This is a genomic window from Massilia violaceinigra, assembly GCF_002752675.1.
Taxonomy (GTDB): domain Bacteria; phylum Pseudomonadota; class Gammaproteobacteria; order Burkholderiales; family Burkholderiaceae_D; genus Telluria_A; species Telluria_A violaceinigra.
In genome coordinates this window covers 2065732-2078046 of record NZ_CP024608.1, presented here as the reverse complement: position 1 = coordinate 2078046, position 12315 = coordinate 2065732, and the positions used below count along the sequence as shown (strand labels likewise).

Annotated in this window: 11 protein-coding genes; 6 read left to right on the top strand and 5 right to left on the bottom strand. The window is 65.1% G+C overall.

All coding sequences use genetic code 11. The features are described from left to right. Positions 1–55 precede the first annotated feature (55 nt). The 3 genes from CR152_RS09280 to CR152_RS09270 form a co-directional block, all read right to left on the bottom strand. Entirely contained in the window at positions 56–1315 is a 1260-nt protein-coding gene (locus tag CR152_RS09280) for a glycosyltransferase family 4 protein (RefSeq protein WP_099874664.1), read from the bottom strand. Positions 1316–1499: 184 nt separating this feature from the next. Continuing rightward, positions 1500–2921 carry an HlyD family type I secretion periplasmic adaptor subunit gene (locus tag CR152_RS09275; protein ID WP_099882127.1) on the bottom strand — a complete coding sequence of 474 codons (1422 nt, stop codon included), beginning with the start codon at positions 2919–2921 and terminating at the stop codon, positions 1500–1502. Between the two features lie 7 nt (positions 2922–2928). After that, entirely contained in the window at positions 2929–4962 is a 2034-nt protein-coding gene (locus CR152_RS09270) for a peptidase domain-containing ABC transporter (RefSeq protein WP_370663811.1), read from the bottom strand. Positions 4963–5394: 432 nt separating this feature from the next. Here CR152_RS09270 and CR152_RS09265 point away from each other — a divergent pair, with 432 nt between their 5' ends. The 4 genes from CR152_RS09265 to CR152_RS09250 all read left to right on the top strand — a co-directional run bounded on the left by CR152_RS09265 (position 5395) and on the right by CR152_RS09250 (position 7835). Beyond that, positions 5395–5805, top strand: coding sequence for a hypothetical protein (locus CR152_RS09265; RefSeq protein ID WP_099874663.1), 411 nt, complete (start codon positions 5395–5397; stop codon positions 5803–5805). 2 nt (positions 5806–5807) lie between these two features. Further along, positions 5808–6518, top strand: coding sequence for a hypothetical protein (locus CR152_RS09260; protein WP_099874662.1), 711 nt, complete (start codon positions 5808–5810; stop codon positions 6516–6518). Between the two features lie 81 nt (positions 6519–6599). Beyond that, complete coding sequence (locus tag CR152_RS09255) at positions 6600–6821, top strand: hypothetical protein (protein WP_099874661.1); 222 nt, start codon at positions 6600–6602, stop codon at positions 6819–6821. A gap of 150 nt (positions 6822–6971) precedes the next feature. Then, a complete protein-coding gene (locus CR152_RS09250; protein ID WP_157778402.1) occupies positions 6972–7835 on the top strand; it encodes a DUF4349 domain-containing protein in 864 nt (287 codons plus the stop codon). On the opposite strand, the gene CR152_RS09245 is transcribed toward CR152_RS09250, so the two are convergent. Continuing rightward, positions 7820–8158: an antibiotic biosynthesis monooxygenase gene (locus CR152_RS09245; protein WP_099874659.1), complete on the bottom strand. Its 339-nt coding sequence runs from the start codon at positions 8156–8158 to the stop codon at positions 7820–7822. The genes CR152_RS09250 and CR152_RS09245 overlap by 16 nt on opposite strands. A gap of 83 nt (positions 8159–8241) precedes the next feature. On the opposite strand from CR152_RS09245, the gene soxR reads away from it, so the two are divergent. Beyond that, positions 8242–8733: a redox-sensitive transcriptional activator SoxR gene (gene soxR, locus CR152_RS09240; protein WP_099874658.1), complete on the top strand. Its 492-nt coding sequence runs from the start codon at positions 8242–8244 to the stop codon at positions 8731–8733. Positions 8734–8973: 240 nt separating this feature from the next. Beyond that, positions 8974–11019: an acyltransferase family protein gene (locus tag CR152_RS09235; RefSeq protein ID WP_157778401.1), complete on the top strand. Its 2046-nt coding sequence runs from the start codon at positions 8974–8976 to the stop codon at positions 11017–11019. Positions 11020–11027: 8 nt separating this feature from the next. On the opposite strand, the gene CR152_RS09230 is transcribed toward CR152_RS09235, so the two are convergent. After that, positions 11028–12251 (bottom strand): MFS transporter, encoded by a 1224-nt coding sequence (locus CR152_RS09230; RefSeq protein WP_099882123.1) that lies wholly within the window; start codon positions 12249–12251, stop codon positions 11028–11030. Positions 12252–12315: the final 64 nt, after the last annotated feature.

Sequence of the window (12315 nt, the reverse complement as noted above, 5' to 3'; positions counted from 1 at the left end):
CGTAACGCGCGGTGCCGCCCGGTGCCGGCAAGTCGCCGCCGGGCGGCACCGGTCGTTACGCCGCCGGCGCCACGTCGATCAGGCGGCGGTAGCCGGCGATGCCCTCCTCGACCGGATACCCGGCCTTGATCGACTCCACGGCCCGCGCGCGCAGCGGCGCGAACTGCGCGGGTGCGCGCAAGGCCCGGCTGACGGCGCCGGCAATCGCGTCCGTATCGAAAAAATCGACCAGCAAGCCATTCTCGCCGTCACGGATGATTTCCGTCACCGGCGTGGTGTCCGAACCGATCACCAGGCAGCCGCAGGCCATCGCTTCGAGCATCGACCACGACAGCACAAACGGATACGTCAGGTACACATGCGCGGCCGAGACCTGCAGCAGGTCGCGGTAGCGCGCGTAGGCAATGCGGTCGAGGAAATGCACGCGCTCGGGATCGATGGCGACCTCGGCCAGCATCTTGGCGCGCCAGGTCTGGCCGTCGGCCGGACGCGAACCGTAGCTCACATCGGCGCCGCCGGCGAGCACGATGTCGCAGTCCGGATTGTCGGCCAGTATCCTGGGCAGCGCGCGCATGAACGTATGAAAGCCGCGGTACGGTTCGAGATTGCGCGACACGTACGTCACCACCGGGTCGCCTGGACGCAGCACTTTGCCGTTCGGTAGCGTGAACGATGCGTCGGGATTCGGGCACAGGTAGGCCGTGTCGATCCCTTCGTGAATCAGCGCGATCTTGTCGTGGTAGGGCTTGGGGTGCAGGCTTTTCTGCCATTGCGTCGGTGCCACGGCGATGTCGCACGCTTCCAGGTTGAGCAGCTGCAGCGCATTCTTGGCGCGCACCCGCGCCCGGTCGTCGATTGTGCTGGGAAACTCCGGATCGAAGCCGACATCGGCATTGTCCGTGTGATAGTAGAACTCGGAAAAATGCACCAGCCGCGCATCCGGAAACGCTTCGCGCACAAACATGGTGTCGCCCCAGCCCGGATGGGCGATGATCACATCCGGCACGAAGCCCTTCTCTTTCATCGCCAGCAAGACGCGCAGGCAAGCCTGTCCATGCAGGATGCCGGCCTCGAAGGGCCGGGCGTAGTGGTGGGTTTCCTTGGCCGCGCCGCGGTGCAGCTTGTAGGTCAGCGTGCGCACGTCCGGCAAGCCTGGGCAGCCTTCCTTGCCGATCGCCAGCACGTCGTATGCCGGGTCGTGCGCCAGGTGCGACGCGATGCGCTTGAACTGGCCAGGAAAGTTTTGATGAATGAACAGAATGCGGCGCGCGCGCGGCGCGCCGGAATGCAAAGGTTTGGCTGGTGTCAGTGTCATAAGTCGGTCGTACGCTGGCCTTCATGATGGAGAGCGAACATCTTACCAGCCGGGGCCGGTCCGAAAACTCGCCAATACTCATACAGTTGCAAAACAGCGCAAGCCGCTCGCTCAGCCGCTGTTCACCCTACTGGCAGATACGGAAAGACCTCATGACGAACGCGATCTCGCCGCATATCGGAAGTCATCGTTCGCGCGCCGCTTCGGAGACCGCTTTTTGTACGGGAGACAGCAGATATTCCAGCACCGTGCGTTGGCCCTGGTTAATCTCCGCCATGACTTGCATGCCCGGGGTAATCCGCAGCACGCTGCCCTGCGGGTCCTTCAGGCTTTGCTGGTCGAGCCGGATGCGCGCCTTGTAGCTGGCCATGGCGGGCACCGGAGCGCCTTCCTGCGCCTCGGCGCCGCCCTGCCGGGCCGGCTCGCTGGCATCGGCGCTGACGTGCACCACCTCGCCCTTGAGCATGCCGAAGCGCTGGAAGGGATAGGCCGACAGCTTGATCTGCGCGCGCTGGCCGACCCGGACAAAACCCACGTCTTCATTCTTGATATTGATGTCGGCGAACAGCTGTTCGCCCTCCGGCACCAGGGTCAGCACCACCGAGCCGGGCTGCACCACGGCGCCGACCGTGGTCGTGGCCAGGTCCTTGATCACCCCGTCCTGCGGCGCGCGCAATTCCATCTGGCCTTCGCGGTAGCTGGTCTTGTCCAGGTTCGGCTGCAACTGGCCGATGCGGGCCCGGACCGCCGCCAGTTCCTTTTCCAGCTCGCTGCTGTAGCTGCTGTGCAGCTGGCTGACCTTTTGCTCCTGGGCGGAAATGGTGGCGCCGAGCGCGGCCACGGTGGACTTTTGCGCGTCCAGGTCCTTGGCCTTTTCCGTCGCTTCGCGTTGCTTGTCGGCGCTGCGCTGCGCCGGAACGTAGCCGTCCGCCGACAAATCGGAAAAGCTTTTCGCCGCGGCCTGGTACGACGGCAGGGTCTGCTCCAGCTTGGCCAGGGTTTCGCGGGCGCTGCGCATTTCGTGCGCCGCTTTCACCAGCAGCGCTTTCTCGTGTTCCAGGCTGTCGGCGAAGGCCTTGCGGCGCGCGGCGTATTCGGCGTGCACCTGCGCATACAGGCGCATATCGTCGCCGGCCTTGGGCAGCATGGCCTTGCCGCTCAATTCCGCCTCGATGCGGCGCGTCTGCATCTGCTGCGCCGCCAGGTCGTTGGCAATGCCGCTCTTGTCGGCGCTGGCCAGGGTGGTGTCGAGGCGCGCGAGCACCTGTCCGGCCTTGACCTTGTCGCCTTCGAGCACCAGCAATTGCTTGACCACGCCGGCCTCGGCCGGCTGCACGATCTTGACCAGCGTTTGCGGAACCAGCTTGCCGTCGGCGCTGGCGATGATGTCGAGCTTGCCAAAGGCGGCCCAGACAATCAGCACCAGCACCAGCACCGAGACGATCCATAAAACGATGCGGCGGCTCCGGTCCGGCGCGTTGACCTGGATCAGGCCGAGCGGATCGTGCCAGCGGCTCGGCACGCGCAGTGGGATGACCTGGGCGCTCGGACGCGCGCCGTCAGGCTGGGCCAGCGACGCGCCCATCGGGGAAGTAGTGTCAGTCATGGGATCCTCAGGCTGCGGGATGACGCGCATCGGCGGCAGCGGTAGTGTTGTTCAGTGCGCTCGCAAGCGCCACGCGCTGGGCGCCTTGGGCGCCGAGGCGGTAGATGGCGTCGACCTGCAAGCCCTTCGGCAAGCCGTGGGTAATGAACAGCATCGTGATCTTGCCGCGCAGCGCGTTGATGGTGTGGGCGAATTGCTCGGCGGTGGGGCCGTCAAGGGCACTGGTGGCCTCGTCGAACACCAGGATGGTCGGGCGCTTGAGCAGCGCGCGCGCAATGGCGATGCGTTGCCGCTGCCCGCCCGACAAGCCCGATCCGCGCTCGCCGATCTGGGTCTGGTAGCCTTGCGGCAGCGCTTCGATGGCGCCATGAATTTCAGCCATCTTGCAGGCGGCGACGATCTGCTCGAAGCTCGCGTCGGGGCTGGCCATGTGCAGGTTGTCGTAGATGGTGCCGGAAAACAGCACGGTTTCCTGCGGCACGACCCCGAAGTGGCTGCGCAGCTCGTTGGCCGACAGATAGCGGATATCGACCCCGTCGATGACGATGCGCCCGGCGCTCGGCTGGTAAAAGCCCTGCAGCAGCTTGGCCAGGGTGCTCTTGCCGCAGCCCGACGGCCCCATGATGCCGATGGTCTGGCCGGGCTCGATCGACAGGGACAGGTTTTCGTAGACCAGCGGCAGGTGCTCGGCGTACTTGAACGCCAGCCCGTCGATCTGTACCTGGCCCTTGCGGCTGCCGTCGCGCGAAGGGACCAGGGAATACGGCTCGGTGGGCGCGTTCATCAGGTCGCCCAGGCGCGCGACCGACAGGCTGGCCTGCTGAAATTGCTGCCACAGGCCCACCAGGCGCATCATCGGCTGCGACAGGCGGCCCGAAAACATCTGGAACGCCACCAGCATGCCGATCGTGAAGTGGGTGTCGTGCATGACGGTGTAGGCGCCGATCGCGAGGATCAGCAAACTCATCAGTTGCTCGAGCAGGTTGGCGCTCGAGTTGTAGGTATTGGCCAGCTGTTTCGTGGAAAAGCCCGCCGCCAGGTAACTGGCCAGGTAGCCGCTGTACTTACTGTTCAGTTGCGGCTCGAGCTGGAGCGATTTCACCGTTTCCATGCCGGCGATATATTCCGTCAGAAACGCCTGGTTGCGCGCGCCGAGCTGGAATTGCTCTTGCAGGCGGGTCTGGAACAGGGGCGCGACGATGGCGCTGAGCGCCACGATCACGCTGAGAATGGCCAGCACGAGCAAGGTCAGCGTGACGCTGTAATAGAACATGATCGCCACGAAAATGAGCAAGAACGGCAGGTCCAGCACCAGGGTCACGGCGGCGCCGGCGATAAATTCGCGGATCGTTTCGACACCCTGCATGCGCGCGGCGATCACGCCGGTCGGGCGGTGCTGGAAATACATCGGCGGCAGCTTGAACAGGCGCTCGAAGACGGTCGCGCCCAGCACGGCGTCGACGCGGTTGCCGGTGTGCAGCACCAGGTATTGCCTGACCCACGACAGGGCCGCCGAAAACAGCACGAACACCGCCATGCCGATGGCAATGACGATCAGGGTGCTCTGGGTGTGGTGCACCACCACCTTGTCGATGATCGCCTGGGTAAACAGCGGCGTGGCGAGGGCAATCAGCTGGATCACCAGCGATGCCAGCAGCACTTCGCGCCACAGCTGCTTGTGCTTCATCAGTTCCGGGATGAACCAGCGAAAGCCGAACCGGCGCGACTTCAGGGTGTCGGCTTCGCTGTCCGGATCGGCGCCGCCCTCGTCGCGCGGAGCGATGCGCGTCACCTGGCCCAGGTAGCGCACGGCCAGATCGGCCATGGTCATTTGCTTGGGAGCGGGGTCGCCTGCTTCGACGATCAGCACGCTGGCGCCGTCGGCCTGCAGGATCAGGGCCGGCATGGCGCTGGCGGTACTGTCGCCGTCAGGCGGCGCTTGCAGCCATGCCACGAGCGGAAAAGCTTCGTGCTGCAGCTTGCCCGTCTTTACTTTACGCAGCGTTGCATCGAAGCCATACACGCCTGCGGCCTGCGTCAATGACGCGACCGTATGCGGGGCGGCCAGCTGTTGCTGTGCAAGTTCGAGGGAAAAAGGCTGTCGGTGGAGCGCGCAAATACCTTGCAACGCCCAGAAAAAGGCGTCTGCCTGTATTTCTTTGTGGTTCATAAAAAACTGCGCTTCCGAGTGAGCTGCCGAAGCAGAAATAAATACAAATTTGGCCCAGAACGATACCTGCAAATTGCGTCATATTTCATTTTTATAAAAATAAATATTTCCACTCAGTAGCTATTGACAAAATGCATTATTACTTCAGGTAAATAGAGAATTGATGGTATTTCGGCAACATGAAGGCGCTGAAACCGCTGCACTACCCCTCGTCGATCAGCTGCGAGCGGCGCCGGGAGTGGCCGGTCGACTACAATACCGAACGTGCCGTCCGGCGCATGTCCACTTTAAAGGGCCACACGCATGAGTTACGACCTGATGGTTTTCGCCCCGGAAGCCGCGCCCAGGAAGCGCGAGGCTTTCCTGGCGTGGTATGACGAACAAGCCGAATGGGGTGAAGGCCATTCCTACGCCGACCCGGCCGTCGCCAGCCCGGCGCTGCAAGCGTTCTACGCCGAGATCGTGCAAACCTTCCCGGCTGTGGCGCTCGAAGACCTGGCCGGCGAGGATGAGGAAAGTTCCGGCACCGACTACACCATCGGCAAGTCGCTCATCTACATCACGTTTTCGTGGGACCAGATCGACGAAGCGCACGCCACCGTCACCCGCCTTGCCGCCAGACACGGCGTGGGCTTTTTCGACGTCAGTTCCGATATTGCCGAAACCTGGCTGCCGGACGGCAAGGGCGACCTGTATATCGCCCATTCCGACTGAGCTTGCAGCACGTTGCCGGCATCTGCTGGCCGCATGAGGCCACGGTTGGACACATCACGGTGGCGACCAGCCAGCTGTCAGGGCATTTTCCTGCCGACCAAGGCGACGACGCGCTGGTCGCCTGCGTGCTGGTCGCGGCCGGCAAATACCGCAACGGCGCCGCGCGCCACTGGTGCCGCACGCATCAGACGTACTGGGGCGTGAAGGCGGACCTGGCCGCGCTGGCGCACGGCGGCCAGCGCCGCTGCGCGCGGCACGCGGAAAAAATGCGCTACGCGCTGCGTCCGCCCGTGATCGACCTGGCGGCCTGCGCCAGCGTGACGGTTTCCCGGGCTCCGGGTGGCGCCATGGAGCTGGCCAGCCTGCCCGCCGGAGTGCAGGCCACCCCGTCCGGGCGCTGCGCGGCAGTGGCGCTGTGCAGCAGCGGCGACCGCGCACTGTTTCCCGGTACCGGCATCGTCCAGGTCAACATCACCCCGCCCGCCCTGCTGGCCTACACGCAGGCGGCATCGGGCGCACAGGCGCTCGGCTGCGTCGACTGCGCGCGCTGCGGCCATCCGCATCTGGACCTGGGCAGTTTTGCGCAAACGCCACACCGGCGCCACTACTGCGGCAACTGCGGCACCGACAGCACCCACAGCCCGGCACCCATGGTCTCCTCGCCCCTGCATGCACTCGCCATCCGTTTCGCCGGCCTGCTGACATTCGCGTAAGAACCCGCGTTCGGTACACGTAGTTCGAGCATGCATTTTCGCTGCGTGCTATAAATTCAATACAGTAACCAGGAGAACAACATGGACGATGCAGACCGCCGTCACGAAGAACGTCGCCAGGACCTCGAAACCGCAGCGCAATTGCACGAAGCCATTGCCTTGCAGCGCGCCTTCGGCAGCGATGCCGCCCAGCGCTTTCTCAAACTGCGCGGCATTGGCGATGAAGTCGCCCAGGACGCGCTGATCGAAAGCTACGACCGCCGCCAGGCCGCACGCCGCTTGCGCGCCGCCACCGTCAGCTAGCCTGCGCCACCGGCAGGCAGTACGCGATTGCCGCCGGGTGACTACCGGCATGACGGGGACCGCCTGATCGATCCGAGGCGGCCCAGCCCGACCCCGCGCAGCCGTCGCGGACGCGCCAGATTGCGCTGGCCAGGGACAGGCATGAGTGTGATGTTATTATTCACTCAACATCCATTCCCCGCCCCTCCCACGAAATTTCTTTTCGGTGTCGCCGTCGTCCTTCTGCTGTCCGCCTGTTCGCAAAACGTCGGAAAAAGTGCCGACAGCGCGAGTCAGCTTTCAAGCAAGGCCGCCGATGCGGCGCTCGAGACGCCAGCGGCCAGACGCTACATCGCCACGCGGCACAAGCTTCTGCTCGAAGCGCCCGAGGCCGATCTGGACAAGCATTTCGACGCCATCCAGGCAGCCTGCGTCAAGCTCGCCTGCGTGGTGCTCAGGGCCGACCAGAACCGGTGCGGCGGCCCGTACAACCCGGCCCAGGCCACGCTGACCGCGCGGATTGCCCCGCACGCGTTCGACAGCTTTCTCGACATCTTGCTCAAACACGGCAAGCTGCGGCAGCACCAGCGCGAAAGCGAAGACCTTACCAGCGAGGTGATCGACGTCGAGGCCAGAATCGCCAACCTGACGGCACTGAAAACCCGCATCCTGGAACTGCTCGCCAAACGCTCGGGCAACCTGGAGGAAGTGCTGGCCGCCGAAAAGCAGCTTTCCGCCATCCAGGCTGAGCTCGACAGCATCCAGGGCAAGCGCAAGGCGCTGGCAGGCCAGACCGAGACCACCCGCGTCGAAGTGACCCTGGTGCCCCAGTCGCTGGCCGCCGCCGGCAGCTGGGCCGCGCCGGTGGTGGAAGCGGCCGGCGAATCGGGGCGCGTGCTCATGTCGAGCCTGGCGACCCTGATCACCGTGACCGTCGCCGTGCTGCCATGGCTGCTGGTCGGCTTGCCTCTGTTCCTGTGGCTGCGCAAGCTTTACCGCAAGCGCCAGGTCCGCCGCGCTCAAGCGGCGATATAAAACCCGCGGTCCGAGCGCACCCCGAGGCGCTCGAGCACCTGGGCCGGTGCGATCCCCTCCTGCGTAAATTGCTGCTGCACGATTTCCTGGGCCACCGCCATCGCGGCGGCCGTCTTCCATTCGACCATGGTCACCACATTAAATTCCCCGGTGCCGGCGTATTGCGTCAATAAATGCTTCTGGCGCCAGCCAGGCAGGCGCTCAAACATCGCCTGGATCTGGCGCATCTGCTCCACGAACGCCGTCAGCGACGCTGCCGGCACCACAAATTTATCGATGCGAAATACCCCATCCGACGGGTTCCTGACTGTGTTCCTTGCCATGCGAAATTCTCCTTTAGAATGGTTGCCGAACCAATGCAAGCCAGTCTAAAACATCAAGTTAAGTTGAGGTCAAGGAGTCTTCCGTGCCAGATAAATTCGCACCGGGCGCAGCGTTCCCGACATTGTCGGTGGGCGACGTCGCGCGCCGCAGCGGCGTCGCCGTGTCCACCCTGCATTTCTACGAAACCAAGGGCCTGATCGCCAGCGCGCGCAGCGGCGGCAACCAGCGCCGCTACACGCGCGACGTGCTGCGCCGCATCGCCTTCATCCGGGTGGCGCAGCGCGTGGGGGTCAGCCTGGCCGAGATCGAGGCCGCGCTGGCCACACTCGGCAGCACGGCGCCCAGCCGCGACGACTGGGCGCGCCTGTCGGCCGCATGGCGCCAGGACCTCGACCTGCGCATGGCCCAACTGAAGAAACTGCGCGACACCCTGGATGATTGCATCGGCTGCGGCTGCCTCTCGCTGGAGCGCTGCCGGCTGCGCAATCCGCAAGACAAGCTGGCCAGCAAGGGGCCGGGACCGCACCGCATCTGGATCGGCCAGAGCGCGCACGAGGACGACGCGCCCGGCTGAGCGAGCCCGAACGGGCACCCGGCTTTGATCGCGGCGTGCCCGCCGCCTTAAAATGGGAACGCCGCCCGGCGCGCGCTGTCGAACCGATAAAAAGGGCAAAACACAGGGTGTTTTCGACAATATTGACACGCGCACTGGATTGAACTATTTACAACCCGCCGGAGCGCTTCCTCTATAATGCGCGTGTTGTCGGCATTGTTTTTTACTCAATTTCTCCTGGAGACAGTCATTCAAACCAATTTGCATACCGCGCACGCAGGCGCCCTCGCCTACCGGCCCGATATCGATGGCATGCGTGCGCTGGCGGTCATCGCCGTAATCGTGTTCCATGCCTGGCCGACCTGGTTCGCCGGCGGCTTCGTGGGCGTCGACATTTTCTTCGTCATTTCCGGCTTCCTGATTACCTCGATCCTGATTTCGCAGCTCGAAAAGGGCACGTTCAGCATCGCCGACTTTTACGTGCGCCGCATCCGCCGCATTTTCCCTGCCCTGACCGTGGTCATGCTGGCCACCCTCGCCTTCGGCTGGGTGATCCTGCTGCGGGGCGAATTCCAGCAGATCGGCAAGCATGCCGTGGCCGGCACGCTGTTCGTGTCGAACCTGGTGCTGTGGAATGAAGCCGGCTACTTCGACAACGACGGCATCACCAAGCCGTTCCTGCACCTGTGGTCGCTCGGCGTCGAAGAACAGTTCTACATCCTGTGGCCGCTGATCCTGTGGCTGGTGTTCTCGCGCAAGCTGCGCTTCCTGTGGGTCGCCGGCGTGATCTTCGTGATCTCGATGAGCGCCAACGTGCTGCTGGTGACCGACCATCCGGTGGCCGCGTTCTTTTCGCCGCTCACGCGCTTCTGGGAACTGATGGCCGGCGGCGTGGTCGCCTACCTGCACCTGCATCACCCGCAGCGCTTCGAGCGGCACGGCACGGCGCTGTCGCTGGGCGGCGCGCTGCTGCTGGGCCTGGCCTTCTGGCTGACCAATGCGCAGTCGGTATTCCCCGGCTGGTGGGCCATGCTGCCGGTCGGCGGCGCCTGCATGCTGATCCTGGCCGGCAAGAACGCCCTGCTCAACCGCCTGGTGCTGGGCCGGCGCCTGCCCGTCGCGATCGGGCTGATCAGCTATCCCCTGTACCTGTGGCACTGGCCGCTGCTGTCTTACGGCCACATCATCTACGGCCAGAAGCCGCCGATCGTCGTCAAGCTGGTCCTCGTGGGCGCCGGCTTCGTGCTCGCTTACCTGACCTATCGCCTGGTCGAAATCCCGCTGCGCGAACGGCGCGACCGCAGCCGCACGACCTGGTCGCTCGGCCTGGGCATGGTCGCCATTGCCGTGCTCGGTCTGACGATCAGCACCAGCCTGCTGCGCGAACGCATCGATACCCATGGCGCCGAGCCGTATCTGGCGGCTTTGAACGACAGCCAGTTCCCCGGCCCGACCCTGGCGCCGATGCGCTACGACGGCGTGGTGTTCCAGAAAGCCGTCAGCCGCGGTCCGGGCCTGACCGTGTTCCTGGGCGACTCCGTGGTGCAGCAGTACGGCCCGCGCATCGAACACGCGGTGGCCAGCGATCCGGCGCGCTTCAGCAGCGTCATCTTCGCCACCGCCGGCGGCTGCCCGCCGATCGAGCACACGGTGCGCTTGCCGCAATTCCGCTTCCCGCTGTGTCCCAAGACGGTCAAGGCGGCCTACGCGCTGGCCAACAGCCCGGAAGTCGACACCGTGGTGGTGGGCGCGGCCTGGTACGGCTACTTCAACGCCGGCCAGCACGAATTGCTGTATGAAAAGGGCGCGGTCAAGAAAACCTTCCCGGCGGCCGATGCGCAGGAACTGGCCTACGAGTCGCTGCGCGCCAGCATGGCCAACCTGCGCAAGAACGGCAAGCGCGTATTCCTGGTGCTGCAGCCGCCGTCCGGTTCCGCCTTCGATCCGCAGTCGATGTACACCGGCTCGCGTTTCGGCGCCATCGCGCCGGTGCCCAAGGTGCCCATGTTCGACCTGGCCGACTACCGCCAGCGCAACGCCGCGCCGCTCGCCCGCCTGACCGCGATTGCCGCCGACACCGGCGCCATTGTCATCGAACCGGCCCAGTTCATGTGCAAGGACAATGTCTGCCCGGTGCTCGACGAGACCGGTTCGCCGCTGTACACGGACACCATCCACATGCGTCCCGCCTACAGCCGGCGCGCCGCCAGCTTCCTCGATCCGACCATGCTGCGCGCTCCGGCGGGCCCCAACGCGGTCACCCAGCCGCTGCCGACGGCCCTGGTCAAGCCGCCACCGGCGGGCTGACTCGCCGCTCAGCCTTCGCCGGTCCCGCCTGTCGCGGCGGGACCGGCCATCTGCACGCGCCAGCCCAGCAGGCGCCACGCGGCCCAGGCCGACAGCACGGCGCCCAGCATCAGCACCAGACGCGTATCGACCAGGGGCAGCACCGAGCCGACCAGCGCCATGACGATATTGGCCAGGCAAAACGTGGTCGACAGCAAACCCATCACCGCGCCCTGCCCCAGGGCGCCGAAACGCTCGGCGCACCAGCCCGGCACGATGGCGTTATAAAACGCATTCGGAATGCCGAACAGCACGATCGCCACCAATCCCAGCCACACATTGCCCAGCGCCAGCGCGGCGATGGCGGCGGCGCCGCCGAACGCGCTCCAGGCGGCCCGCTGCAGCGGCGCAATGCGGCTCGGGCGACCGGCGAATACGGCCGTCAACGTCATCACCGCGCACAAACCGGCCGTGATCCAGGCGATGCCGGGCGCGCCGTAGCCGGGAAATTCCACCAGCCACAGGGGATAAAACTCGTAAAACGCCGTCACGCCGCAGGTATAGGCGAACTGCACGATGAACAGCTTGCGCAGGTCGGCGTGGCGCAGCAGGTGAAACGCGTGCTGGTGGCGCGCCACGTACCACCACGAGGTGGTGGCCAGCGACGCCGTCTCGCGCGGCAGCACCGCCGCCACCAGCGCCGTGGTCAGCACCAGCGCACCGGCGGCGATCCAGAACGGCACGGTGATGCCCCACACCACGGTGGCGCCGGCCAGCAGCGGCCCGGCCAGCCAGCCCAGGTAGAAAGCGCCGTTCAGCCACGACAGCGCGCGCACGCGCAGCTCGCCCTCGAGACGGTCGGCCAGCATGGCGCGCACCACGGCGCCGTTGCCTTCCAACAAACCGGTGCCGAAGCGGGCCAGGATAAACAGCGGATACGATTCGAGCAGCAGCGCCAGCGCCGTGAGCACATGGCCGAGGGCGGCGCCGAAGGTGGTCACCATCAGTACCGGGCGGCGGCCATAGCGGTCCGATAGCGGTCCAAGCAAGGTATTGCCGATCAGCAGGCCGAGCGGATTGATGGTCAGGGCCAGGCCGAACAGCATCTTGGGCGGCAGCCCGAGGAAGGAATTGAGGCCATTGCTGGCGCCCGAGGCGAACAGGGGCGGCAGGATGGGATACGGCAGCGCCGCGCCGATGGTCGAAAACAGCCCCAGCAAGCAGGCCGCGGCAATGAGGAGTTTGATGTGCATGCGCGCGAACATACATGCACGTCAGAAATAAGTAAACGGCCATGTTTATTTTTCGCGGCCAGCG

Bases quoted from the DNA above. Each gene is read 5' to 3' on its own strand.
- CR152_RS09265 (WP_099874663.1), top strand. From the start codon at position 5,395: ATGAGTTACGACCTGATGGTTTTCGCCCCGGAAGCCGCGCCCAGGAAG.
- CR152_RS09255 (WP_099874661.1), top strand. From the start codon at position 6,600: ATGGACGATGCAGACCGCCGTCACGAAGAACGTCGCCAGGACCTCGAA.
- CR152_RS09280 (WP_099874664.1), bottom strand. From the start codon at position 1,315: ATGACACTGACACCAGCCAAACCTTTGCATTCCGGCGCGCCGCGCGCG.
- CR152_RS09245 (WP_099874659.1), bottom strand. From the start codon at position 8,158: ATGGCAAGGAACACAGTCAGGAACCCGTCGGATGGGGTATTTCGCATC.
- CR152_RS09275 (WP_099882127.1), bottom strand. From the start codon at position 2,921: ATGACTGACACTACTTCCCCGATGGGCGCGTCGCTGGCCCAGCCTGAC.
- CR152_RS09230 (WP_099882123.1), bottom strand. From the start codon at position 12,251: ATGCACATCAAACTCCTCATTGCCGCGGCCTGCTTGCTGGGGCTGTTT.
- CR152_RS09250 (WP_157778402.1), top strand. From the start codon at position 6,972: ATGTTATTATTCACTCAACATCCATTCCCCGCCCCTCCCACGAAATTT.